A 24,105-nucleotide genomic window follows, 5' to 3' on the forward strand; every position below is an offset into this window, starting at 1 on the left:
GACATCCATGCCGCAAGCGTGGCAAAATTATTATCAACGCGATGGTATTACGTCGTCAACGTCATGATTTGGCGCTATGTTTCTCGTGAGCGGCGAGGCCGAGCGCAACGAGGGAGGGTGTTGACGGAATGACGATCACGGGACTCGCAGCGATCATGCTCGCCCTTGCGCTGCTGCTGGTTCTCGTCAGTCTCATTCAGCCGGTGGCCCGCAAGCTGGAAATCTCGGAGACGGTGCTGCTTGCTCTCGCCGGCATCTTTCTCGGCGCGCTGGCGGCTTTGACGCTACATTCCTCCACGACGGACGCTTTTGACGGAGCGGCGGAAACGCTGCTGGATTTCCCGGTCAACAGCGAATCCTTCCTGCTGATCTTCCTGCCCATTCTCGTGTTTCAGGGCGCGCTGGCCATCGACGTGCGGCGTCTGGCGCACGAGGCGGCCACGGTGCTGCTGCTGGCCGTGGTGGCTGTGGTCGTTTCCACGGCCCTGATCGGCCTCGCCCTGTTGCCTGTCGCCGGGCAGCCGCTGATCGTCTGTCTGCTTCTGGGCTCGATCGTCGCGACGACCGACCCGTCCGCCGTGGCCGGGATCTTCCGCGAGATCGGCGCCGCCACCCGCCTGACCCGGCTGGTGGAGGGGGAGGCGCTCCTGAATGACGCAGCCGCCATCGCGATCTTCACTATCCTGCTCGCGTCGGTGACGCAGCATCATCACATCCAGCTCGGCGAAGCGGCGCTGGATTTCGTGGTCTCCTTCGGCGGAGCCCTGATCGTCGGAATCCTGGCGGGGCGGCTGACCCTGTACGGCGTGGCGGCGCTCAGCGGCCTGCCCGCCGCCGAAATCACGCTGACCCTCGCGCTCCCCTATGTCGTCTATATCGTCTGCGAGCAGTTTCTCGGCTTTTCGGGCGTGGTCGCCACGGCGTCGGCGGGGTTGACCATCTCCGCATACGGACCATCCACCTTCCGCCCGCAGGTCTGGCGCTTTCTCAACGAATTGTGGGAGCAGCTCGTCTATTGGAGCGGCTCGCTGCTCTTCCTGCTGGCTGCCCTGCTCATTCCGCGCCTGATGATCGGCATGACGCGCTGGGATTGCGTCCTGATCGCCATTGCCAGCGTGGCGGGCCTCGCGGCGCGGGCCTCGGTCGTGTTCGGGCTGCTGCCGCTGCTGGCATCGGCGCGATTGTCCCCGCCCGTGCCCACGCCCTTCAAGGTGACGATGGTCTGGGGCGGCCTGCGCGGCGCGATCACCCTGGCCCTGGCCCTGGCCGTGACCGAGAACCAGCGCGTCTCCACGAGCGTCGCGCATTTCATCGGCATCATCGCCACGGGCTTCGTGCTGGTGACGCTTCTGCTCAACGGCACGTCGCTGCGCTATCTCGTGATCTTCCTGAAGCTGGACCAGCTTTCGCCGATCGATCAGGCGTTGCGCCATCAGGTGCTGAGTTCGGGCCTGACCCATATCGCCGAACGCACCGAGGAACTGGCCGAGGAACTGGCCTTCAAGCCGAGCATCCGCAAGATCGTGACGGAGCAGATCGAGCGGCGGGCGGATGAGGAGAGGGCGGCCAACACCTTCGACACGGCGCTGGGCGACCGGCAGCGCGTGACGCTCGCCCTCATCATCATCGCCAATCGCGAACGCTCCCTGCTGCTCGATATTTTCCGCATCCAGGGCCTCAACCGCCGCGTCATGGAGACGCTGCTCCGCTCGGCGGAAGCCGTGGTGGACGGCGCGCGGCTGGAGGGGCGCTTCGGCTATGCGCGCGCCCTGAGGCGACGCCTCAAGCCGTCCCTCCGTTTCCGTGTGGCGCAGATGCTGCATCACCGGCTGCATATCGACCCGCCCCTGATGCGCGCCATGGCGGAACGGTTCGAGATGCTGATGATCGCCCATCTCGTCTCGCTCTCGCTGATGCGCTTCATGCGCGAACGGCTGGAGCCCACGCTGGGCCATCGCATCAGCGAAATCGTGTCGGAGGTGCTCGGCCGCCAGCGGCGCATGCTGGACGACGCCGTCGAGACCCTCCGCCTGCATTATCAGGGTTATTTCGAGGCTCTGGAAACCCGCATCCTCACCCAGATCGCCTTGCGGCTGGAAGGGGAGGAGTACGATCAACTCATGACCGAGGATCTCATCACGGATGAGATCCATGAGGAATTGCGTCGCGATGTGGAGCGCCGGGCGGAGCGGATCAGCTCGCCGCTGCATTTCAGCCTCCGGCACGGCATCGAGAACCGCCTGCGGGTCTTTCCCGCCTTCCGCGGCGTGCCGGACGCGGTGCTGCATGATCTCGCCTCCGAAATCTCGCTGCACTTCGCTTCGCCGGGTGAGGTTCTGGTCCGCCGCGGCAAGAAAATCCGGACCGTCTATGCGATCGTCGCGGGACTGGTGGAACTGCATGTGGCCGAGCAGGACATCCAGCTCGGCACGGGCGATCTGATCGGCGCGATGCAGCTCCTGCGCGGCGAGAGGCTGGACGGCGTCGTGCGCACCCTCCAGTTCGGGCACCTTCTGGCCATTCCCGCGCCCATATTTCTGAAATTCCTGCATGACTATCCCATCGTCCGCCGCAATATCGAGCAGCGCGCGGCGGAGCGGCGGCAGGGGCAGGACAGGCAAGGCATGTTCAACACGCCGCTCATGCTGACCCAGGAGGGCAATGCCGCCAGCCATGCAACGCCGAGCCGCGCCGAGGCGCAGCTTGCGCCGGACTCCGATCTCACCGTCACGCAGAAAACGCAGGATTGAAGTGCTCGGCTCCAATTGCCCGATAAGATATATTATGCCAACTCATACCACTGGAGCGCCGCAAAGCGACGCCTTGCGACTCATTGCAGCGTGTAGCCGCCGAGTTCGCGCCCGGTCTGGCTGTCAATCTCCCGCATCTCCACGCCATACCCCCAGAGATCCTTCAGATGCGCCAGCGTCAGCCGCGCATCCGTCGGCTGCAACAACTGGCCCGGCCGCGTGCGATGTTCCAGCTTCAATATGCGATCGCCCTGAAGATCGGCGCCGACGATTTCGATCTCCTCCGCCAGCATTCCCGGATCGTAGGACGCGGCGACCGAGCGGCGGATCTCGTGATATCCTTCCTCATTGTGAATCGCGTCCACCAGCAGATAAGGCTGGGCCTGGTCGTCGGTCAGACGGAAGAGCCGCAGGTCGCGAATGACTTTCGGCGAGAGGAACTGCTGGATGAAGCTCTCGTCCCGATAATCCGCCCAGCCATATTTCAGCGTCCCGACCGGATCGCCATTTCCCGCGATGTCGCGGAACCAGCGTCGATCTTCCTCCGTCGGCGTGGTGCAGATGCGCACGATGTCGGACATCATCGCGAGCCCGAGCGCGTAGGGATTGAAGTTCGGGCCGCCGCCTTGTTCGAAGCCCGGCTGCATGATGACGTTGGTGGTCGAATGAATGGCTTCCAGCATCGCTGAATCGTCGATCAGCCCTTTTTCGTGCAGCCGCCGCATGATGAAGTCATGCACCCAGGTGGCGCACCCCTCATTCATGACCTTGACCTGCGGCTGGGGATAGAAATACTGCGCCGTGAGCCGCACGATGCGGATGATCTCCCGCTCCCAGGTTTCCAGCTTCGGAGCGTGTTTTTCGAGGAAATAGAGAATATTCTCTTCGGGCAGGCCCAGTTGACTGGGGCCGTCCGCCGCTTCGTCGCCCTTTGCGCCCAGCCCGGTCGGGATGGTTCGCCAGAGGTCGTTGTACTGGCTGTGCTCGTATTCCCGTCGTTCCCGCGCGCGCTGCGCCTCGGCGCGGAGATCGATGCGTTTGGCGCCGGTATGGCGGTTGACCCCCTGCCCCTGCAACGCGTGAGCCGCATCGAGAATCCGCTCGACCGCCCTTATCCCGTAACGCTCCTCGCACCGCGCCACATAGCCGCGGGCGAATTCGAGATAATCGAGAATCTGCGTCGGGTCCGTCCATTCCCGGAAGAGTCTGTTCGTGCGGAAAAAATGATTATGCCCGAACGCCGCATGGGCAATCACCAGCGCCTGCATCGTGGCGCTGTTCTCCTCCATCAGATAGGAGATACAGGGGCTCGAATTGATGACCACCTCATAGGCGAGCCCCATCAACCCCCGCTTATAGGCGTTTTCATGCGTGACGAAACGCTTTCCCGCCGACCAGTGCGGGTAGCTGACGGGCATGCCGTGGGATGTATACACATCCAGCATCTGCTCGGAGGTGATGATCTCGATGCGGTTGGGATAGGTCTCAAGCCCCAGCTCCTCCTCGGCGATCCGCTCAATCTCGTCATAGCATTTCCAGAGAATGCTGAAATTCCAGTCGGTTCCCGTATAAAGCATGAGGGTGTCCCCTCCTTATTTCGCAGTTTTACGACGGGCAAAAAGCTCCCGGAACACCGGGAAGATCTCCTTGCGGTCACGCACCTGCCGGATGGCGAGATGGGGAGAGGCTTCGGAAAGTTCGCGGTAACAACGCCACAAATCGCTGTCGTTGCGAATGATCGCGCCGGAGCCCACAACCTCGATATAGGCGAAATACTGCACGATCGGGAGAATATTCTCCGTCATCAGCTCCATGACTCTCGCTTTGTCGGAAGAAATATTGTCCCCGTCCGATGCCTGCGCGACATAGATATTCCACCGGTCAACGGGATACCGCGCCTTCTGCGCCGAAAGCATGACTTCGAGCGCCGTTGACACGACCGTTCCTCCCGTCCGCGGATCGGTGAAGAAGGTTTCCTCATCGACCTCCTCGGCCGTCTCCGCATGGCGGATGAAGACGATGTCCAGCTTCTCGTAGCGCCGCTCCAGAAAGACATGCAGCAGCAGAAAGAACTGCTTGCCGAGTTCCTTCATCTTCTCCGTCATGGAACCCGAAACATCCATGATACAGAACATCACGGCCTGCGTCGTCGGCTTCGGGACGGGCGTGAAGCGCCGATACCGCAGATCGACCGGATCGACCCATGGAATCCGAATCAGCCGCCGCGACTGCATCTCCCTCTCCTCGCGCAACGTCTGAAGCCGCTCGTAATCCGCCTCCTCAAGCGGCATCTTTTCCTCGAGCGCGGCGATCTCCGCCTCGATCTCCTGCAACCGCGCGGGCTTGGGCCGCTTGAGTCCGATACGCCGCGCCACGGAATGACGCATCGTCCGCCCCAGATCGAGTTGCGATGGCGACCCGTCCGAACTCAACCCGGCCCGGCTCGTGGCCAATGATGTGGTCGTGGCGATCTCGCGCTTCACCAGATCCGGCAGTTCCAGATCGTCGAAAAACAGGTCGAGGAACTCGTCCCGCGAAAGGACGAAGCGATAGGAATCCTCCCCGCCCCCTTCCGCGCTGGCCTCGCCATCCCCGTTTCCGCCCTCGCCCCCTGCCCCGCCGGGCGGCCTGCGCAGTCTGTCGCCGGGCACGAACTCCCTGTTCCCCGGCAGCACGAACTGGCGCACGCCCTGCGTGAACACGCGATGAAAACTGGGTTCGTGCAACACATCGGCCGGAATGTCGACGGTGTTGCTCTGCGCGTTATCCCGGATACGCCCCTGACTCACGGCCTCGCGCACGGCGGTCTGAACCGCGTTGCGCGCCCGCACCAGAACACGGCGCCGGTTCTCCGTGTTCTTGCCGTGCGGGTTGGGGCGACGGTCGATGATTTCCATGAAACCTATGCTCCGTCATCGGCTGGACGTCTTGCAAATGAAAACGCCGCACCACTCAGGCGGATTGTTTCACACGCATATACCATTCGATCAGCCGCCTCACCTGACGTTCCGTATAACCACGCGCAACCATGCGGGCGACGAACTCGTCATGTTTGCGTTCGCTGTCGCTGTCCTTCTTCGAGCCGAAGCTGATGACGGGCAGCAATTCCTCGACCTGGCTGAACATCCGCTTCTCGATCACGTCGCGGATCTTCTCGTAGCTGGTCCAGGACGGATTGCGGCCGCCATTATTCGCCCGCGCCCGAAGTGAGAACTTGACGACCTCGTTGCGGAAATCCTTGGGATTGGCGATCCCGGCGGGCTTCTCGATCTTGGTCAGCTCCGCATTGAGTAGATCCCGATTCATCAACTGGCCCGTATCGGGGTCCTTGAAATCCTGATCCTCTATCCAGGCATCCGCATAGTCCAGATAGCGGTCGAAGAGGTTCTGGCCATAATCGTTATAGCTCTCCAGATAGGCCTTCTGGATCTCATGTCCAAGAAAATCCGCGTAACGCCGCGCCAGTTCGGATTTCAGTACCGCAAGATAGCCCGCCTCGATCTCGGAGGGGAATTGTTCACGCCGAACGGCCTGCTCCAGCACATACATCAGATGCACGGGATCGGCCGAGACCTCATTCGGGTCATGGTTGAACGTCGCGGAAAGCACCTTGTACGCGAAACGCGTGGAGATGCCCTCCATGCCTTCATCCACCCCCGCCGCGTCCTTGTATTCCTGCATCGCACGGGCCTTGGGATCGGTCTCGCGGATATTCTCGCCGTCATAGACACGCATCTTGGCGAATTGCGTGGAATTCGGATGCGGCTTGAGCCGTGACAGGACGGCGAACTGCGCCAGCATGTTGAGGGTGTTCGGCGCGCAGGGCGCATCCCCCAGCGCCGAGGAGTGGATCAGCTTCTCATAGATCTTCGCCTCCTCCGTCACGCGGAGGCAATAGGGCACCTTGATGACGCAGACACGGTCGAGAAACGCCTCGTTCGTGCGGTTGTTGCGGAAACTCTGCCATTCCGCCTCGTTCGAATGCGCCAGGATCACGCCGGTGAACGGGATCGACCCGATATTCTCCGTGCCGACGTAATTGCCCTCCTGCGTGGCCGTCAGCAGCGGATGCAGCATCTTGATCGGCGCCTTGAACATCTCGACGAATTCGAGAATGCCCTGATTCGCGCGGTTCAACCCTCCGGAGAAGCTGTAGGCGTCGGGGTCGTTCTGGCTGAAATGTTCGAGCTGGCGGATATCCACCTTGCCGACGAGCGCGGAAACGTCCTGGTTGTTGTCGTCTCCCGGCTCCGTCTTGGCGACGGCCAGTTGCCGCAGCTTGGACGGATGCAGCTTCACCACGCTGAAGCGCGCGATATCGCCGTCGAATTCCTCCAGCCGCTTCAGCGCCCAGGGACTCGCAATGCCGTTCAACACCCGGCGCGGAATGCCATATTGCGCTTCGAGCGTAGGGCCCATCCGCTCGGGATCGAAAATCCCCAGCGGACTTTCAAACACCGGACTGATCTGCTTTCCCGCCTTGAGCACGTAGATCGGCTCGCGCTCCATCAGCGTCTTGAGCCGTTCGCCGAGCGACGACTTGCCCCCGCCCACAGGGCCGAGCAGATAGAGGATCTGCTTGCGTTCCTCCAACCCCTGCGCGGCATGGCGGAAGAAGCCGACGATCTGCTCGACGGCGTCCTCCATTCCGTAGAAATCGGAGAAGGCCGGATAGGTCCGCACCGTCCGGTTCATGAAGATCCGCCCCAGCCGCGGATCGCGCGCCGTGTCGAGCATCACGGGCTCGCCGATCGCCTTGAGCATCCGTTCCGCCGCCCCGGCATAGCACGAGGGGTCTTCGCGACAGAGTTCGAGGAAGGAGGCCAGGGACATTTCCGTCTCCCGGCGCTCGTCGCGCATCGTGGCGGCCAACGAAAAAACGTTAGAAAATGAACCCATGAACAGAACTCTCCGTGTATGGGTCGCCCGAAGGGCGCCCCAGCGTGAGCCCTGGTGAACTCCGCGGCGGACGAGATCCGCAACGGTTCTCACGCAGGCATATTTTCTTGAACACTCATCCGCTTACGCCGTATTCCCGGCGTGACGATCATTGTCGGACAAGGGCGGCACGGGTCGGTGAACTCCCCTGCCTGCATGCGGAAGAAAACAGGCGGCGCAGCCCTGTCTTCCTCCCGGGAAGAACATCCAAGCCGGCCCCCGCGGGGCACCGCCATGTCCGGGCAACCGACCCGGTCCCATAAGGCTATTCTCTTAAAGAGCCGCGTTTCAACAAGAAAACATCATGACGAGTCGATGACACGGATGTTTCAGGAAACGGTGATGACCATCCCATCATATGCCGGCTCCACGCCGGCCGGCAGGTCACGCAGGAGCGACGCGTAATCCATGTCCGGCCCCATATGCGTCAGAATCGTCCGTCGCGGCTTGAGCCGCTCGCGCCATTCCAGCACGAGACCCACCCATGCATGCGCCACATGCGGTTCGTGCTGGAAACACCCCACGACCCAGGTATCCAGCCCCGTCAGCCCGTCCAGCACCGCGTCCGTCATGAATTCGACGTCCGTGCAATAGGCGAAGGCGCCACACCGCAATCCCAGCGACGTCGTGCGCCCGTGGCGCTGCTCGAACAGCGCGACCTCCAGCCCCGCCGCCCGTATGCTCTGCCCCGCCGCCACGAGATGCGTCTCCAGAACCGGGCGGAAGAACCCGCTCCCCTGCCACGGACGAAACGCATAGGCGAAGCGCGCGCGCAACTCCTCCAGCACGTCCTCGGCCGCATAAAGCGGCAGCGGCGCGTCGATGACGCGATTGACGGCGCGCAATTCGTCCAGCCCGGCCACATGATCGCTATGCGGGTGGGTGTACACGACCGCATGAACAGCCGGGATTCGCGCGGCAAGGAACTGCGTGCGTAGATCCGGCCCCGAATCCACCAGCAGCGATTCGCCGCCCGGTCCTTCGATGACGATCGAGGAGCGCGTCCGCGTGTTCCTGGGCTCGCGGGGATCGCACCGGCCCCAGAGGCCCGCGCCGTCCTGACCGCCGATCATCGGCACACCCGCCGAGCCGCCACAGCCGAGAATCGTGATCTTCATACGGCGCGCCGGAACAATCGGTGGAAATTCGCCGTCGTCACCTCGGCCAGCCGCTCCGCCGCAAGGCCGCGCTCCGCCGCGAGACGCGCGGCCGTATGGACGACGAAGCCCGGCGTGTTCGGCTTGCCGCGCCGGGGGACCGGCGCGAGGAACGGACTGTCCGTTTCCACCAGAATCCGATCCTCCGGCAGCGCCCGCGCCACCTCGCGGATCGTCTCACATTTCGGAAAGGTCAGCAGACCCGAGAAACTCACATAACCGCCCAGAGCGATCGCCACTTGCGCCAGCTCCGGTCCCGAGGCGAAACAATGCAGCAGGAACGGAAACGCGCCGTTGCGCTCGACTTCGTCGCGCAGAATGGCGGCCACGTCCTCATCGGCCTCCCGCGCGTGAATCACCAGCGGCAGCCCCGTCAGCCGCGCCGCGCCGATATGCGCGCGAAATCCCGCCTTCTGCGCCTCGCGCACCTCCGCCCCGCCATGGAGGTAATCCAGCCCGGACTCGCCGATCCCCACCACGCAGGACGGTTCCGCCAGCCCGGCGATCTCGTCAGAAGAATGCGATTCGCCCGCCTCATGCGCGTGATCGGGATGCGTCCCCACCGCGCACCAGACCCGCAGCTCCGGGCGGTCGAACCGCGTCAGGCCGATCTGCGTCTGCGCATGCGACAGCCGCGTGCCGATCGTGACCATGCCCGCCAGCCCCTGCTCCCGCGCCAGCTCCAGCGCCGCGGGCACATCGTCGAGCCTGTCGAGATGGCAATGGGAGTCGATCAACCCGGCGGTCAAGACGTCGCCGCCTCAGGCGCCACATAACGCGGAAACACCCCTTGCGGGGCGGGAAGCGCCCGGCCGCCCGGCAACGCCGTGGCGAGCGCCGCGAAATCCCGCTCCCCCGCCTGCACGCCCAGTTGGTCGAGCATGCGCCCCATCGTCTCCGGCATATAGGGTTGCAGCACGGTGCCGATGACGCGCAAGGCGTCGTGCAACACGCGCAGAACCGCCGCCATACGCGCCTGATCGGTCTTGCGCAGTGTCCAGGGCGCCTGCCGGTCGATATAGGCATTGCAGGCGCGGACGAGTTTCCACACCTCTTCGAGCCCGTCCGTCAGCGCGAAGCGCCCGATCTGCCCGCGCAGAAGATCGGGCAGCAGGCTCGCCTGCGCCAGCAACGCGGCATCGTCCTCCGTCGCCGCCGCCCGGTCCGGCAACGTCCCGTCGCAATTCCGCGCGATCAGGGTCAGCGTGCGCTGGGCGAGATTCCCGAGATCATTCGCCAGTTCGCCGTTCAGGCGGTTGACGAGCGACCGACGGTTGAGATCGGAATCCCCGCCGAACGGCACCTCCCGCAACAGGAAGAACCGCACCGGGTCCAGCCCGAACGCACCGACGAGATCGCGGGGATCGATGACATTGCCGAGCGACTTGCTCATCTTCTCGCCTTCGATCGTCCACCAGCCGTTCGACATGACCGAGACAGGCGGCTCGATCCCGGCGGCCATCAGGAAGGCCGGCCAGTATACCGCGTGAAACCGGATGATGTCCTTGCCGACGACATGCACATTGGCCGGCCAGAACGCCATTTTCGGCGCCGTCATGTCCGGATAGCCCAGCGCGGACAGATAATTCGTCAGCGCGTCGAACCAGACATACATGACATGGCCGGGATCGTTCGGCACCGGGATGCCCCATTTGAAGCTCGTCCGGCTGATGGACAGATCGCGCAACCCGCCCTTCACGAAGCTGGTGATCTCCCGCCGCCGCGCTTCCGGCCCGATGAAATGCGGATGCGCCTCGTAGAACGCCAGCAGCCGCTCCTCAAGGGCCGAGAGACGGAAGAAATAGGACGGCTCGCGCACCCATTCCACCGGCGCGCCGGTCGGGGCCACCTTCGTCCCGTCCGGGCGGATGACGAGCTCCTCCTCGCCGTAGAAACTCTCGTCGCGCAGGGCGTACCAGCCTTCATAGGCGTCGAGATAGATATAGCCATTCGCCGCGACCTGCTCCCAGAGCGCCTGCGCGGCCCTCTTGTGGCGCGGCTCGGTGGTGCGGATGAAATCATCGTAAGAGATATTCATCGCATCGGCCATCGACCGGAAATCCGCGGCGATCCGGTCGGTGAACGCCTGCGTCTCCATCCCGGCGGCCTGCGCCGCCTGCTCGACCTTCTGACCGTGCTCGTCCGTTCCGGTCAGGAACAGCACCTCCTGTCCGTCCAGCCGGTGGAAGCGGGCGATCACATCGGCGGCGATCGAGGTATAGGCATGACCGATATGCGGCGCGCCGTTGACGTAATAGATCGGTGTAGTGACGTAGAAACGCGCGGTCATGACTCACTCACGATGGCGGCGGCCTGAAGCGTGGCCTGCGCCTTGTCCAGATTGAAGCGTTCGGTCTCCCGGCGCAGTTCCATCAGCGCGGCATAAGCCGCCCCGGCCCGCGCCGCCCCGGTGATGTCGTCGCGCGCCGCCCGAAGACGCCCGCGCTCGATCAGACCCTCCCCTAGCAAATCACAGAGCAACGCAAAACCGTCATCCTGACGCAGGATGCGCTCCGCCTCCTCGGGCGTCGCCTGCGTCGCCCCCCCATTCAGCCAGCGTCCCGCCAGTGCGGCGGCTTTGCCGTCATGATCCTGCCCGAGATAGACCGCCCGCCCCGGCGCGCCATGCGAGGCCGGAAGCAGCCGGTCGATCTCCTGCCTGTCATATCCCATGGAAACAAGAGCCTGTTCCATAGTCTTCTCATCGAGCGGCGCGAGCGCCAGCTTCCGGCAGCGGCTGCGAATGGTCGGCAGCAACGCGCCCGGCGCGGAGGTGACAAGAAAGATCACCGTGCGTTCGGGCGGTTCCTCCAGAAGTTTCAGCACGGCGTTGGCGGCGCTGCGATTCAGATATTCCGCGCCATCCAGAATGACGACACGCCAGCCGCCCTCCGCCGCCGTGTGATGGAGAAAGGATTGCAGCGGCCGGACGTCGTCAAGCACGATTTCCGCCCGCGCTCGCTGTCGTTTTTCATCAAAACTCCGGGCGATCACCAGCAGATCGCCATGCGTTCCGGCGCTGACCCGCCGCGCCGCCGCGCCCTCCGTCGCATCCAGCAGCAGGCGCGCCAGATGAAAGGCCAGAGTCGCCTTGCCGATTCCCGGCGGTCCCGTCAGCAGCCATGCGTGGTGCAGACGCCCCGACTCCCTCGCCGCGCGGAACCGCGCCTCCGCCTCCTCATGTCCGAGAACGACCGCCGTTTCACGCGGCGAGGGCACCGGACTCGCGCTCATCGACTCGCGAGACGCTTATGCACGACGGTGAGGATCGTCGCAGCCACCTGATCCTGCGGCGGCGAGGCGTCGATCACCCGAAACCGCTCGGGCTGCCCCTGCGCCAACGCCGCAAAACCATCCGCCACGCGCTCGTGAAAGGCTCGCGCTTCGGCCTCATACCGGTCCGGCCGACCACCGCGTTCCGCGATACGGGCCGCACCCAGCTCGGGCGGAACGGTCAGAAGCAGGGTCAAATCCGGCTCGCCTCCCACTTCTTCGCGAATGGCGGCGATGAAGGCCAGAAGCGCCGGATCACCCATGCCCAGCCCATAGCCCTGATACGCGACCGTCGAGTCGTGAAATCGGTCGCAGACCACGATCGCCCCCCGGGCAAGCGCCGGGCGGATCAGCCCGTCCAGATGGTCCGCGCGCGCGGCCATGTGTCCCAGAACCTGCGCCCGGCGCGACAAGGGCGCCGCGCCGAACAGGAGAACGTCGCGCAACGCTTCCGCTCCTGGCGTGCCGCCCGGTTCGCGCGTCAGTTCCACCTCATGCCCTTCGAGACGCAGGGCCTCGGCGAGAAGCCGGGCCTGAGTGGATTTCCCGGCCCCTTCCCCGCCTTCGAGCGTAATGAAGACTCCGGGCATGAAGACACCGGGCGCCATCACATCTCAGCCATGAGCCGCCGGCGGATGACCGAGCCGCGCCAAGGCCCGCCCCACAAGGCCGAGCTTCGCCACGTTCCGCCCGGCGACGAGGGCGACCCGGATATCCGGCATGCCCGGATTGCTCAGCACCAGCGAGCCCAGACTCTGCCCGGCCCGCACCGGTGCGATCGCCGGAGACTGGCAATCCACCCCGAAATGACTGCGCTGCTGCCAGCCATGCGGCAGGGTGAGAACCACGTCCCGCGCCGCCACCAGAGGCACATCCCGCACCTCTCCCATCCAGACGGGCACGCGATCCACCTCCTGTCCCTTGCGGAACACGGTGACATTGTCGAAATTCATGAACGCCCAGCCCAGCAGCCGCTCGCCTTCATGGGCGCGCTCATTGCTCGACGCGGTGCCGTTGATCGTCATGACGATCCGATTGCCGTTGCGGTCCGAACTCGCACACAGCCCGTACCCGCCCGCTTCGGTATGGCCGGTCTTGAGGCCGTCGGCGAGGCCCTTGTCCACCAGCACGTTGCGGTTGCCCTGGTGAATCTTGCTGAAGGTGTAATCCTTCGCCCCGAAGAAATGATAATATTCGGGAAAATCGCGGATCAGGTGGACGGCCAGCGTCGTGACGTCCCGCGCGCTCATGTAGTGGTTATCCGCAGGCCAACCCGTGCAGTTGACGAAATGCGAGTTGGTCAGGCCGAGGCGCGTGGCCTCCTGATTCATGAGCGCGGCGAACTGATCCTCGGACCCCGCGATCCCCTCCGCCAGCACGATGCAGGCGTCGTTGCCGGACTGGATCAGCATCCCTTCGATCAACTGATCGACCGGAACGCTCTGGCCCAGCGGCACGAACATCTTCGACCCCTGCATCCGCCAGGCCTTCTCGCTGACCGGCAGGCTCTGCGTCAGGCTCAGCCGCCCGACTTTCAGCATGGTGAAGACGATATAGGCCGTCATCAGCTTGGTCAGCGACGAGGGCGTCATGCGCTCATCCGCCGCTTTTTCCAGCAGCGTGGCGCCGGTGTTGAAATCCACGATGCACGCCCAGCGCGCCACGGTGTCGAGCGGCCCGACCGGCGTGGTCGCCGGTCCCGCCGACGGCGTGACCGCAGCCTTGTCGTCCGACTCTCCGTCCTCATCCCCGTCGGTTTTGTGCGCGCCATGGTGATGCGCCTTGCGGGGATGGGCGGCATGGGCCGGTAAGGCGGCGAAACCTGCGGCGCCGCAGAGGAGCGCGCGCCGGGTCTGACAGAAGTGTTGCCGATGATCGTTCACATAAAGTCCCTATTCCACCACGATCCGCGCCCCGGCGATGCCACAGCCTCGCGCGCGCGCCAACTCCATATCGGCCTCCGGTACGGTTGCGAAGGGGCCGAGACGAACCTGCCAGTTCAATCCCGTCCCCGAATCCGTCACGGGCGAGACCCTGCCGCCGCACCGCAACGCCACCTGAGAGGCCGCTCCGTGGCCCGCGAAGCTTCCCAGCGTGATGGCATAAGAGACCGGCTGACTGAAGCCTTGAGTGACATTCGCGGGCAGCGGTTCAAGCCTCATCCCGCTCCGCGCCGCCTGCGCCGTTTCCTGCCGGCCGCCGACGAGGTGCCTGTCGCGTCCGGGAGGCGCGTCGAGCGACTCGGCCGTCACGTCGCCCCGCGGCGCGGCCGCGACATCGAGCTTCGGCGCATCGGGGCTCGATTCGGCAATCGCGCGGCTGGCCGCCTCGTCCACGACGAGTTCCACCGGCGCGGGCGCGTCGCCCCCGATTCCCAGCAGATCCGCGACCTTGGGGGTCACGGCCACGATCCGCCCCCTGGAGGACGGCCCGCGGTCATTGAGCCGGATTCGCACGGTCCGGCCATTCGTCAGATTGCGCAGCGTGACGATCGCGGGAAGCTGAAGCGTCTGATGCGCGCCGGTCATCGACTCGGCGGACCAGATCTCTCCATCCGTCGTGACATGCGGCCGCATGCGATTCTCGCGCACCGCCAGACCTGTCTGGCGCAGGCTGAACGATTCCGACGGGTAGAACCACCCGTCGCTGCCCTGCCACGCGGAGCCGATGACGTAATGCGGGTGCGGCGGAGGCAAAGGCGGCGCGCTTTTCTGACACGATGTCAAAGCGAGCGGCGTCAGGGCCAGCGGCGCGAGATAGGGAAGAACGCGCCGCATCACGCCACCGCGTATCCAAGCAGCCCCACGCCGAGCGCGTAGAAATCCGACGGGTTGTAGCGGCGGATGACGTTGAAGTTCTGATAGACCATGAACGCGTCCGTTCCCGGCCCGTCCGGACGAATCAGCGCCCCACTCACATCCGGCCTCGAGAAAGGCTGCCCGTCCGCCCGTCGTACGCCGGCCGACATCCATTGCCCCAGCGTGCGTCGATGGTCGCGCCCCGTCTGGGATTGCGGCAACGAGACGGGAACCTGGACGGGCTGACCCCAGGGCTCGCCCTGCCGCCAGCCGCTTCGGGCGAGATAATTGGCGATCGAGGCGAAGACATCCGCCTTGCTGGTCCAGATGTCCCGGCGGCCGTCACCGTCCCCATCGACGGCGAAGCGCAGATAGGCGGAGGGCATGAATTGCGGCTGCCCCATCGCCCCTGCGTAGGAGCCCGTCATCCCTTCCGGGCTGATGTCGCGATGATCGAGAATGACCAGCGCCTTGAGGAGTTCGCTGCGGAAGAAGGCGCTCCGCCTGCCGTCATAGGCGAGCGTCGCCAGCGCGTCGATGACGGAAAAACCCCCGGTCGTCTTGCCGAACCCCGATTCAAGCCCCCAGATGCCGACGATGACGCGCGGATCGACGCCGTAACGCGTCTCTACCGACTCCAGCAGAGTGCTCTGCGCGGCGAACGCCTGCCGCCCGGTCTCGATCCGGCTCGCCGGCAGGACACGCGCCCGGTATTGCGCCCAGGTCAGCGTGAATTCCGGCTGGTGCCGGTCGAGTTTCAGCACATGCGCGTTTGGTTCCCGCGTCAGCGCCAGCGCCTGCGAGACGATCTGCGGCGACAATCCCCGCGCGAGCGCCTCATCGCGGATGGAGGCAAGAAACGACGCATATCCTCCCGCGGCGAATGAAGCCCCGGATAACGGCGTGACTGCGACCGGAAGAGCAGCAAGCAGAGTGCGGCGAGTGAGCATCAAATATCCTGTATCCTGTCCCGCGATCGGGCCCGGTCCGATTTTAGAGTATCCGCTCGCCGGAGGGAATTCCGGAGGGAATTCCGGAGGGAATTCCGGAGGAAATTCCGGAGGAAATTATCGTATCGGACGAAGAACTGCGTCCGGCCACCTCTATACTGCCCAAAAGCAAACAAAAAGTGAACGCCCTCGTCGCCGCCGCGCTGCGGTTTTGCGTTTCCCGCCGGTCATGGCAAAGGGCATCCGTCATGGCTTTCACTTTGTCCTTCCCGCGGACGTCCTCGCAGGACTCCTTCCTTTCATGCCTTTCAGGCTCTCCAAGCGCATGAGCGCCCTGTGGACGACGATCCGCGTTACGATCGAAGCTTCGTGGACCTCCGCCGCGTGGTGGCTCAAGGCATTCTGGATCATTCTCGGCACCTTCGTCCTGGAGGACGCCACCACCATCCTGGCCGCGATGGCCAGCGCGCAAGGCCGCCTCGCCGTTCCCCTGGCTCTCGGCGCGCTCTATGTCGGTGTCGCGGCCGGAGACTGCCTGCTCTACGCAATGGGGGCGCTCGGAAAGCACTGGCACTTTTGGCGGCGATTTCTTACATTGCCGAAACACGAACACGGGCATAAGTGGTTCGTCCGCAACGTGGTGCGCGTGGTGGTGGTCAGCCGGTTCATTCCCGGCGCACGCCTGCCGCTCTATACGGCGGCAGGTTTTTTTGCCGCCCCGTTCAAGGCTTTCGCGTTGAGCGCGGTAAGTGCGACGCTGGTCTGGACGTCGCTCCTCTTCGGCGTGTCCCTGCATGTCGGAACCTGGATGAACGCACACCTGGCCGAATGGCGCTGGGTCGGGATGATCGGATTCATGGCAACGATACTTTTCGTCGGGCGCGTGATCGCGCGATTCCAGACCTATAGCGACTGAGCATGCTGCTGCAACGCCTCGATCCGGCCGCACCGTCCCACGACATGGCGTCCGAGGATTTCCTGTCCGGCGATCTGCTGTCCCGCCTGCCCCCCGCCGGGGCGCCGATCTCGTTTTTCGAGTTCTGGCCCGGCTGGCTCTTCTATACGCCCATCGTGCTGTACTGGATCGCCATGGGGCTCAGGCACGGCGACCTGAGCCTGCCGACGGCCGCCAATCCGCGGATCGAGACCGGCGGCCTCTGCGGCGAAAGCAAGAGCGGCATTCTCGACATGGCCGGCCCGCTCGCCCGGCGCTGGATCGCGCCGTACGCGACCTTCATGTCCGGCAACGCGGAAGCGGCGTTCGCGGCCATGACGGAGGCCGGGCTGTCATTCCCCGTCGTGATCAAGCCGGACATCGGCTGCAACGGCACGGGCGTCAAGAAGGTCGATGACGCCACCTCCCTGCGGTCCGTCGTCGAATCCTTTCCGTCGCACACGCGGCTTCTGGTGCAGGAACTGATCGACATGCCCGTCGAGGGCGGCATCTTCTGGATGCGGGAGCCAGGTCAGCCGCGCGGACGCATCAGCTCGATCACCTACAAGGAAGTCCCGACCCTGATCGGCGACGGGGTGGCGACGATCGAGGATCTCGTCCGCCGCGACCGCCGCACGGGCCGGATTCCGGACCTCTATCTGCCGCGTCTGAAACGTCGTCTGCATGAGAGTCCCGCCGCCGGCGAGCGCGTGCCGCTCGTCTTCGCGGGCAATCACTGCAAGGGCTCGATCTTCCATGACGGCCGCCGCGATGTCACGGACGCCCTCTCCCGGCGGCTCGACGACATCCTGAGCGACGTGCCCGAATTCCATTTCGGCCGGATCGACCTGAAGGCCCGCTCCGTCAGTGCCCTGCGCAAGGGCGAGGACTTCCGCATCATCGAGATCAACGGCGTCGGTTCCGAGGCGACCCATATCTGGGACGGGCATACCACCCTGTACGAGGCGTATCGCGCTCAGTTCGAACATTACGGCGCGGCGTTCCGGATCGCCGCCGCCAATCGCGCGCGCGGCTGGAAAAGCGCCGGCGCCTGGTCGCTCCTGCGGGCCTGGCGGCGACAGAAGCGCCTGATGCGCGCCTATCCTCTGAACGACTGAGCGCCGGATCTTCGGCGGCGGTGCGATCGAGGCGTCAGCCGCCCCCCACGCCGCCCAGACCGCTGCCGAAAATATAGTTGCTGACCTGCTGCTCCAGCGAAACCGCGTCCCGCGTATCGGTGATCGTTGCACCCGGCGGCAGGATCTCGCGCGCCTTGCCGGGCGTGAGCGTGAGCGTGTCGTCCGACGTCATGTCCGGCGCGGCGATTCCGGCGACCGTATCACGCGGCAAGCGCAGCGACGGGTTGACGGTGAAATCCACGATCGCCACCTCCGCTTTCGGGTCGAGCCTGATGCTCTGGATCTGCCCGACCGTCACACCCGCGATATTGACCTTCCCGCCGCCCACCAGACCGTTGGCGGAAAGGAACTGGGCATGCATCAGCACGCCGTCAGGCGCGATGCCGTGACGCTGGTGCCGCGCATACAGGCCGAATCCGAACGCCACGACAAGCACGAGCGCGCTCGCCAGCGTCGATCCTCCGCGTGTCGGTGTCGCCATGCTCTCTTCGCTCCATCCCTGCTTTCCGCTCTTCGCCCGGCGCGCGGTCCCGGTCAAGCAGCGAAGCTGTCACACATAAGATGACGGATGGGCCGACTCGGGACTTGCGGCCCATCACAGGCTAGGGCAGGACGACGAAGAAGATTCTTTCTGTCACCGAACGGAGCGCCATGACTTTTCTTCAGGCCATCCTGCTTGCCGTCATCCAGGGCATCACCGAACTCTTTCCGATCAGTAGTCTCGGCCATGCCGTTCTGGTCCCCGCGCTGCTCCACTGGAACGTCGATGAACACGGCGATCTGTTCCTGCCGTTCCTCACCATGTTGCATTTCGGAACCTTCGTGGCGCTGCTGCTGGTCTTCGCGGGAGACTGGCTGGCGATCGCGACCGGCGTGCTCGGACGGCGCGGCCCCGCGCGACAGGAAGAGGCGATTCGCATCCTCGTCCTGCTCGTGGTCGCGACAGTGCCGCTCGTGCTCGTCGGAGGGCTGTTCGAGCATCGCCTGCGCGCCTTCTTCGGCGCGCCGCTGATGGTCGCGGGGTTCCTCGTCCTCAACGGCGTGCTGCTCATCGCGACCGAGTGGCTGCGCAACCACAGGGGCAGGCAACCGCATCGCTCCATCGCGGACATGTCCGTCGCGGATGCGGCGGTGATCGGCCTCTGGCAATGTCTTGCCTTCCTGCCGGGCATTTCCCGTTCGGGCGCGACGATCAATGGCGGCCTGCTGCGCGGCCTCGATCACGAGACCTCGGCCCGCTTCTCGTTCCTTCTCGCCCAGCCCGCCATTCTCGCGGCAGCCACACATGAAGCCTTCCAGCTTCGTCATACCGCCATTTCGCATGCCGTGCTGGTGCAGTCGGCCGTCGCCGCCGTCATCGCCGGCATCACCGCGCTGATCAGCACGCTGGTCCTGCTGCGCTACTTCCGCAATCACGACAACTGGGCGCTCTCGCCTTTCGCCTTCTACTGCATCGGCGCGGGAATCGTTTCGGCAGTGTTGCTGTTTGTGTGATCCCTGCGGCATGGTGGGAGCATGACGGCCGAGCCCACCCCCCAATCGCTCTCTCGACGCAAACCGCTCGACCAGATTCTGGCGGAATTCGAAACCAACGGCCTCAAGCGCACGTTGACGGCGAGCCAGCTCGTCCTGCTCGGCGTCGGCTCGACCATCGGCGCGGGCATCTATGTCATGACGGGCACGGCGGCGGCTGAATATGCCGGGCCGTCCATCCTGCTCTCCTTCGTCATCGCCGCCCTCGCCTGCCTGTTCACGGCCTTTTCCTATGGCGAGCTCGCCTCCTCCATGCCTGTCTCGGGTTCGGCCTATTCCTACGCCTATGTCTCGATGGGCGAGGTCGCCGCCTGGACGGTCGGTTGGCTGCTGGTGCTGGAATACGGCATTTCCTGCGGCGCGGTGGCCTCGGGCCTTTCGGGCTACGCCACCAGCCTGCTCGCGCAGTTCGGCGTCCACATCCCTTCCGCCCTGACCCAGGCGACCCTGCAGACCGTCCCGGGCAGCGGCGGCACGGCGATCACCGCCGGATGGCGGCTGGATTTCGTCGCCGTCATCGCCATCGCGCTCGTCTCGGCGCTGCTCGCCAAGGGCGTGTCGGAATCGGCGAAGGTCAACGCCGTCATCGTGTGCATCAAGGTCGGCGTCCTCTTCATCTTCATCGGCTGCGGCCTGTTCGCGCTGCACCCGGCCTATTTCCACCCGTTCATTCCCCCGTCGAAGGGCGCGTTCCGCTTCGGCGTGCCGGGCATCTTCCGGGCCGCTTCCGTGATCTTCTTCGCCTATGTGGGGTTCGAGGCCGTCTCCACGGCCGCGTCGGAAGCGCGCAATCCCCGTCGCGACGTGCCGATCGGCGTCATCGGCAGCCTGATCGTCTGCACGCTGGTCTATCTCTGCGTCGCCGCCGTGCTGATCGGCGTCGTGCCCTACGGGCAGCTCAACGTCGCCGATCCGCTCTCCGTCGCGGTCAAGGCCATGGGGCAACCCTGGCTCGCCCTGCTGGTCAACATAGGAGCGACGATCGGCCTGTGCTCGGTGCTGATGGGTCTGCTCTACGGCCAGATCCGCGTCTTCTTCACCATGGCGCGGGACGGGCTGGTGTCGCCGCTCTTCGCCCGTGTCCATCCGCGATTCCAGACACCGGTGATCGGCACCGCGCTCGTCGGCGGCATGGTCGCCTTCGCCACCGCCGTGCTGCCGATCGACATCATCAGCGATCTCGTCAGCCTCGGCACGGCCACCGCGTTCGGCATGGTGTGTTTCACCGTCATCTGGCAGCGCAACGCCCATCCGGCGATGCACCGGCCCTTTCAGGTGCCGATGGGCGCGTTCCGCGTTCGCGGTTTCTGGATCGGCTGGGCGCCGCTGCTGGGAATCGTGTTCGCGCTGATCATGACGCTGCCGCTCTTCCTCGACATGCTGAATGCCCTGATCCGCGGCAACCCCGTTCCCGCCCTGCTGCTGATCGCCTATACGATTCTCGGCGTGCTGACGTACCTTTTCTATGGACGGCATCACTCCCGTCTCGATCCGCAATAATCCGGCGCCGCCTGAGAGTCGTCAGACCGGCCGCGGCCCCAGATAGGAACCGGGCGGCGGCCGCGCCACCGGCGGAGAGATCGCCTCGTCGCCGGGCCAGGCCGCTTCGCCGGGCGCGGGCGGCACCATGGCGATGCGGCCGCGCGGCAGCGCCTCAGGACACTCCTCCCGCAGCCGCGTGATGATCTTCTCGCGGATGTCGCAGCGCAGATCCCAGCTTTGCAGCGCGGTGCGCGCGCTCGCAATGATCCGCACCCTGATGCCGTGCGCGTCGGAATCCGCCACCTGCACGTCGAACACCTTCCCGTCCCACAGCGGACAGGTCGCGATGATCTCCCTGAGATAGGCACGGATGCGATCCATCGGCGCCTGATAATCGAGGGTGAGGAACACGACCCCGATGATCGCCGCCGAGTTGTGCGTCCAGTTCTCGAACTGGTTTTCAAGGAAATAGGAAATCGGCACGATGTGCCGCCGCCAGTCCCACACCCGCAGCACGACATAGGTCGCGGTGATTTCCTCCACCCAGGCCCAGTCGCCGTTGATGATGATGAGATCCTCCATGCGGATCGGCTGGGTGATGGCGATCTGCACCCCGGCGATCAGATTCGTCAGCAGGCCCCGCGCCGAGAGACCCACGATCAGCGACGCCGCCCCCGCCGAGGCGAAGAGCGAGACGCCATATTGCCGGACCGTCTCGAAGGACATGAGCGCCGCGGAAACGGTGATGATCCCGCCGAGAATCTCCATCATGCGCCGAAGGACGCGAATCTGCGTCTGCTGCGCGCGCATCAGGATGTCGTCATCCACCTCACGGCTCATCATGCGGCCGAGATAGGCTTCCGTCGCCACCCGGAAGGCGAGGATCGCCGCCACGCCCAGCGTCAGAATGAACAGGAAGATCAGTGTCTTCTGCAACGCATAGAAGGTGTCGTAGGAGAGGCCGTACGCCGCCGGAAGGGCCGAGAACACGGCGACGATGACGATCATCAGCCGCACCGGCCTCCGCAGGGACGCGACCACCTTGCGGATCAGCGCCGTCCCTCCCTGATCGGGAATACGGAGAATGAGATCGGAGGCGAAATTGCTGGCAAGGAACGCCACGATCCCGACCACCGCCAGCATCAGCAACGATCCGACCGGCGGGGGTAGCCAGCCGAACCACGAACGGAACATGTCAAGCGCATTGATGAAGTGCTGTCTCAAATGATACCCCGACTCCCTGTTTTGTGTGCCAGCCCTGTCAACCCCTCGGTCCGGTCAACGGTTGCCCGAAAGACTCCGGAAAAAACGCCGGGAAATTTCCCCGGCCATGGTGTTGACAGGACAGAGGCGGGACTCTAATTCCCTGCCACCGGCCGCGATGGCGGCGTAGCTCAGCGGTAGAGCAGGGGAATCATAATCCCTTGGTCGGCGGTTCAAATCCGTCCGCCGCTACCATCCGGTCCGGTCCGATCATGAAAGAGCAGGCATGCGCCGTCGAGAGTCTTTTCTCGCATCGGGGCATTTTGTTCCGGCAGGCGCCTCGGTGCGATGAGGTGTTCCACCCCCTCGCGATCTGCTCTAGCGTCACCGCATGAAAGCTCCCCTCGCCGTCGTGACCATGGTTTACAATGAGGCGGAGTTCCTGCCCCTGTGGCTGCGCCATTACGGCGCCCAGATCGGCCTCGGCGCCTGCCATGTCATCGACCACGGCTCGGAGGACGGCTCGACCACCGGATTGCCCGGCGTCAACGTCCTTCGCATCCCGCGCTCCCCGCAGGATGACGACCGCCGCGCCCGCGCCATTTCGGATTACTGCGCCTCGCTTCTCGCATGGTACGACGCGGTCATCTCCGTCGATGTGGACGAACTGCTGGTCGCGGACCCGGCGTTCAGCAGCGGCCTGGTCGAGTTCGCGCGGAACTGGCGCGGCGATGTGGCGTCGGCCACCGGCTTCGACGTCATCCATCTCCCGGATGAGGAGCCGTCCATCGACTGGTCGCACGTGATCAGCGGGCAGCGGCCCTGGCTGCGCTTCTCCAGCGCCATGTGCAAACCCGCGCTGATCCGGAGCGCACAACGCTGGGTTCCGGGTTTCCATAATATCGAGGGACGTCCGCCCGTCCTCGACGCGCCGCTCTTCCTCTTTCACCTTCGCTACGCCGATCTGGCGAGCGGGCTGAAACGTCTCAATCGCACGCGGGAGCAGCCATGGGCCAGCGAAAACGCCGGCCTGCACCAACGCATGGCGGATACGAACTGGGAGGGCATGCTGCGGGCAATGGCCGGGCTGCCGAAACGCGAGACGATCACGCTCGCCCCGCATGACCCGGCTCTCATGGAGTGGCGGACTCGCGTCGAGCAAAGCGCGATCGGCCGGGAGCATGAACGCTACCGGCTGGATCTGCACCTGAGCGGTGACGAACTCTGGAAACTGCCCGAGCGCTTTCTCGGGCGTTTCTGACACTCAGTCCGCGGACGCCTCGGAGGCGACGGCGGTTTCTTCCTCCGCGTCGTCCTCGCCGTCTTCCTCGCCCTCGCCCTCTTCGCCGTCACGGGCGGAGGCGCGGCGCTCTTCCGGCTGCTCGGTCCAGTTCCGCTGGCGCTGGGCCTGCCGCTCCTGCCGCTCGATCTGATTCTGTTGCGCGGCCTGGTTCATCGCATTGAGAATGCGGAAGTAATGTTCGGCGTGCTGGAAATACGCCTCGGCGAGAATACGATCGCCCGTACCGGTCGCATCGCGCCCCAGCTGGAGGTATTTCTCGAAAAGCTGCTGGGCCGTTCCGCGCACGCGAAGGTCCGGACCGTTACTGTCGAACACATGGTTGCGGTTGAGAGGAGTCTGGCCATTATTATGGCGCACAGCCCCGCCACCGCCCGAACGGTGATGACGGCTTCTCATACGTTTCATGTTCATGGATCTGCCGAAGCACTTTCGTATTCGCAGCTTCACCGTCCCACGGGACAAATGAAAAGCCTGCCGGGGTAAACGACCCTTGGTCCGTAAAAACTCGGCCGGGCTTTCACACCGGGCCTGTCCGCTGCCTCACGAAAGAAGAACGACCTCTCCCGGGCGCGGCGTGCGGAAACCAGTTCCCGTGAACACAACCCACGCAGACCAGACAACCGCCAAAAAGTCTCTACCAAGAAC

General features: G+C 64.7%; 20 protein-coding genes and 1 tRNA gene. 7 read left to right on the forward strand and 14 right to left on the reverse strand.

Features of this window, described 5'->3' with window-relative positions; all coding sequences use genetic code 11:
• Positions 1 to 128: 128 nt before the first annotated feature.
• Complete coding sequence (locus tag EDC31_RS00355; RefSeq protein WP_081797615.1) at positions 129 to 2,750, forward strand: cation:proton antiporter domain-containing protein; 2,622 nt, start codon at positions 129 to 131, stop codon at positions 2,748 to 2,750.
• An 80-nt stretch (positions 2,751 to 2,830) separates the two neighbouring features.
• Here EDC31_RS00355 and EDC31_RS00360 read toward each other — a convergent pair whose 3' ends face one another.
• The 11 genes from EDC31_RS00360 to EDC31_RS00410 form a co-directional block, all read right to left on the reverse strand.
• Positions 2,831 to 4,327 carry a SpoVR family protein gene (locus tag EDC31_RS00360; RefSeq protein ID WP_042059177.1) on the reverse strand — a complete coding sequence of 499 codons (1,497 nt, stop codon included), beginning with the start codon at positions 4,325 to 4,327 and terminating at the stop codon, positions 2,831 to 2,833.
• A gap of 15 nt (positions 4,328 to 4,342) precedes the next feature.
• Entirely contained in the window at positions 4,343 to 5,647 is a 1,305-nt protein-coding gene (locus tag EDC31_RS00365; protein WP_042059174.1) for a YeaH/YhbH family protein, read from the reverse strand.
• A gap of 55 nt (positions 5,648 to 5,702) precedes the next feature.
• On the reverse strand, positions 5,703 to 7,649 hold the full coding sequence (locus EDC31_RS00370; protein WP_042059172.1) for a PrkA family serine protein kinase: 1,947 nt from the start codon (positions 7,647 to 7,649) through the stop codon (positions 5,703 to 5,705).
• Between the two features lie 368 nt (positions 7,650 to 8,017).
• Positions 8,018 to 8,806: an MBL fold metallo-hydrolase gene (locus tag EDC31_RS00375; protein ID WP_042059169.1), complete on the reverse strand. Its 789-nt coding sequence runs from the start codon at positions 8,804 to 8,806 to the stop codon at positions 8,018 to 8,020.
• Positions 8,803 to 9,594 (reverse strand): TatD family hydrolase, encoded by a 792-nt coding sequence (locus EDC31_RS00380; protein WP_042059166.1) that lies wholly within the window; start codon positions 9,592 to 9,594, stop codon positions 8,803 to 8,805. Before EDC31_RS00380 ends, EDC31_RS00375 begins: the two co-directional genes overlap by 4 nt.
• Complete coding sequence (gene metG / locus EDC31_RS00385) at positions 9,591 to 11,135, reverse strand: methionine--tRNA ligase (protein WP_042059164.1); 1,545 nt, start codon at positions 11,133 to 11,135, stop codon at positions 9,591 to 9,593. Before metG ends, EDC31_RS00380 begins: the two co-directional genes overlap by 4 nt.
• Positions 11,132 to 12,064, reverse strand: a complete 933-nt coding sequence (locus EDC31_RS00390; protein ID WP_239641679.1) for a DNA polymerase III subunit delta' — start codon at positions 12,062 to 12,064, stop codon at positions 11,132 to 11,134. The genes metG and EDC31_RS00390 overlap by 4 nt, the downstream gene beginning before the upstream one ends.
• An 11-nt stretch (positions 12,065 to 12,075) precedes the next feature.
• Positions 12,076 to 12,708, reverse strand: a complete 633-nt coding sequence (tmk, locus tag EDC31_RS00395) for a dTMP kinase (protein WP_042059292.1) — start codon at positions 12,706 to 12,708, stop codon at positions 12,076 to 12,078.
• Positions 12,709 to 12,732: 24 nt separating this feature from the next.
• Entirely contained in the window at positions 12,733 to 14,001 is a 1,269-nt protein-coding gene (locus tag EDC31_RS00400) for a D-alanyl-D-alanine carboxypeptidase family protein (protein ID WP_042059157.1), read from the reverse strand.
• 9 nt (positions 14,002 to 14,010) lie between these two features.
• Entirely contained in the window at positions 14,011 to 14,895 is an 885-nt protein-coding gene (locus EDC31_RS00405; RefSeq protein ID WP_042059156.1) for a hypothetical protein, read from the reverse strand.
• Positions 14,895 to 15,866, reverse strand: coding sequence for a lytic murein transglycosylase (locus tag EDC31_RS00410; RefSeq protein WP_042059155.1), 972 nt, complete (start codon positions 15,864 to 15,866; stop codon positions 14,895 to 14,897). Before EDC31_RS00410 ends, EDC31_RS00405 begins: the two co-directional genes overlap by 1 nt.
• A 325-nt stretch (positions 15,867 to 16,191) precedes the next feature.
• On the opposite strand from EDC31_RS00410, the gene EDC31_RS00415 reads away from it, so the two are divergent.
• Together EDC31_RS00415 and EDC31_RS00420 are read left to right on the forward strand one after the other, a co-directional pair.
• Complete coding sequence (locus EDC31_RS00415; RefSeq protein WP_081797625.1) at positions 16,192 to 16,782, forward strand: DedA family protein; 591 nt, start codon at positions 16,192 to 16,194, stop codon at positions 16,780 to 16,782.
• 77 nt (positions 16,783 to 16,859) lie between these two features.
• Positions 16,860 to 17,918, forward strand: a complete 1,059-nt coding sequence (locus tag EDC31_RS00420; RefSeq protein WP_408735061.1) for an ATP-grasp domain-containing protein — start codon at positions 16,860 to 16,862, stop codon at positions 17,916 to 17,918.
• Between the two features lie 34 nt (positions 17,919 to 17,952).
• Here EDC31_RS00420 and EDC31_RS00425 read toward each other — a convergent pair whose 3' ends face one another.
• On the reverse strand, positions 17,953 to 18,420 hold the full coding sequence (locus EDC31_RS00425; RefSeq protein ID WP_042059153.1) for an MlaD family protein: 468 nt from the start codon (positions 18,418 to 18,420) through the stop codon (positions 17,953 to 17,955).
• 170 nt (positions 18,421 to 18,590) lie between these two features.
• On the opposite strand from EDC31_RS00425, the gene EDC31_RS00430 reads away from it, so the two are divergent.
• Together EDC31_RS00430 and EDC31_RS00435 are read left to right on the forward strand one after the other, a co-directional pair.
• Positions 18,591 to 19,433 (forward strand): undecaprenyl-diphosphate phosphatase, encoded by an 843-nt coding sequence (locus EDC31_RS00430; protein WP_042059151.1) that lies wholly within the window; start codon positions 18,591 to 18,593, stop codon positions 19,431 to 19,433.
• Positions 19,434 to 19,454: 21 nt separating this feature from the next.
• Positions 19,455 to 20,972: an amino acid permease gene (locus EDC31_RS00435; protein WP_042059149.1), complete on the forward strand. Its 1,518-nt coding sequence runs from the start codon at positions 19,455 to 19,457 to the stop codon at positions 20,970 to 20,972.
• A 21-nt stretch (positions 20,973 to 20,993) separates the two neighbouring features.
• Here EDC31_RS00435 and EDC31_RS00440 read toward each other — a convergent pair whose 3' ends face one another.
• On the reverse strand, positions 20,994 to 22,178 hold the full coding sequence (locus EDC31_RS00440; protein ID WP_042059145.1) for a mechanosensitive ion channel family protein: 1,185 nt from the start codon (positions 22,176 to 22,178) through the stop codon (positions 20,994 to 20,996).
• A gap of 159 nt (positions 22,179 to 22,337) precedes the next feature.
• Here EDC31_RS00440 and EDC31_RS00445 point away from each other — a divergent pair.
• Together EDC31_RS00445 and EDC31_RS00450 are read left to right on the forward strand one after the other, a co-directional pair.
• A tRNA-Met gene (locus EDC31_RS00445) sits at positions 22,338 to 22,412 on the forward strand.
• 136 nt (positions 22,413 to 22,548) lie between these two features.
• Positions 22,549 to 23,418, forward strand: a complete 870-nt coding sequence (locus tag EDC31_RS00450) for a glycosyltransferase family 2 protein (RefSeq protein WP_042059143.1) — start codon at positions 22,549 to 22,551, stop codon at positions 23,416 to 23,418.
• Positions 23,419 to 23,421: 3 nt separating this feature from the next.
• On the opposite strand, the gene EDC31_RS00455 is transcribed toward EDC31_RS00450, so the two are convergent.
• Complete coding sequence (locus EDC31_RS00455) at positions 23,422 to 23,871, reverse strand: DUF4167 domain-containing protein (RefSeq protein ID WP_042059140.1); 450 nt, start codon at positions 23,869 to 23,871, stop codon at positions 23,422 to 23,424.
• Positions 23,872 to 24,105 lie beyond the last annotated feature (234 nt).

The organism is Acidomonas methanolica (genome assembly GCF_004346035.1).
Lineage (GTDB): Bacteria > Pseudomonadota > Alphaproteobacteria > Acetobacterales > Acetobacteraceae > Acidomonas > Acidomonas methanolica.